At 67.2% G+C, this 582-nt stretch carries 1 protein-coding gene; it reads right to left on the bottom strand.

Annotated elements, in window-relative coordinates:
* Nucleotides 1–582 (bottom strand): acyl-CoA dehydrogenase family protein (locus A5646_RS25760; protein WP_197505291.1); only part of this gene is annotated, 582 nt, incomplete at both ends.

Genomic DNA, 582 nt, shown 5'->3' on the forward strand with positions numbered 1-582 from the left:
CCGGTTGCGGGTGCCGTCGGGCAACACCCGCGGCAGCAGAAAGCACGACAGCCCGCCCGGTGCCTGCGCGAGCACCAGGAAGATGTCGCACATCGGCGCCGAGGTGAACCACTTGTGACCGGTCAGGCGGTAGGTGCCGGAGGCGTTGGGGCCAATGGGGATCGCCTGGGTGGTGCCGGCGCGCACATCGGAGCCGCCCTGTTTCTCCGTCATCGACATACCCGCGGTGATACCCGGCTTGGTGCTGGGCACCTTCAGATCGGGGTCATAGACCCTACTGGTCAGCAACGGCTCGTAGATAGCGGCGAGCTCCGGGTTCCAGCGCAACGCCGGGACTACGGCGTACGTCATCGAAATCGCGCACATATGAGCAGATTCGGCGGTCCATACGCTCGTCTTGGCCGCCCGGACCACATGCGCGCCGTGTCGGCCGTCGGCCCACGGGGCTGCGTGCAGACCATGTTCGACGGCCGTACGCATGAGCTCGTGATAGGCGGGGTCGTATTCGACCTCGTCGATGCGGTGGCCGTTGCGGTCGTGGGTGTGCAGGACGGGCCGATTGCGGTCGGCGAGCTCGCCCCA

The sequence above is a fragment of the Mycobacterium sp. 1245499.0 genome, assembly GCF_001673615.1.
GTDB classification, from domain to species: Bacteria; Actinomycetota; Actinomycetes; order Mycobacteriales; family Mycobacteriaceae; genus Mycobacterium; species Mycobacterium europaeum_A.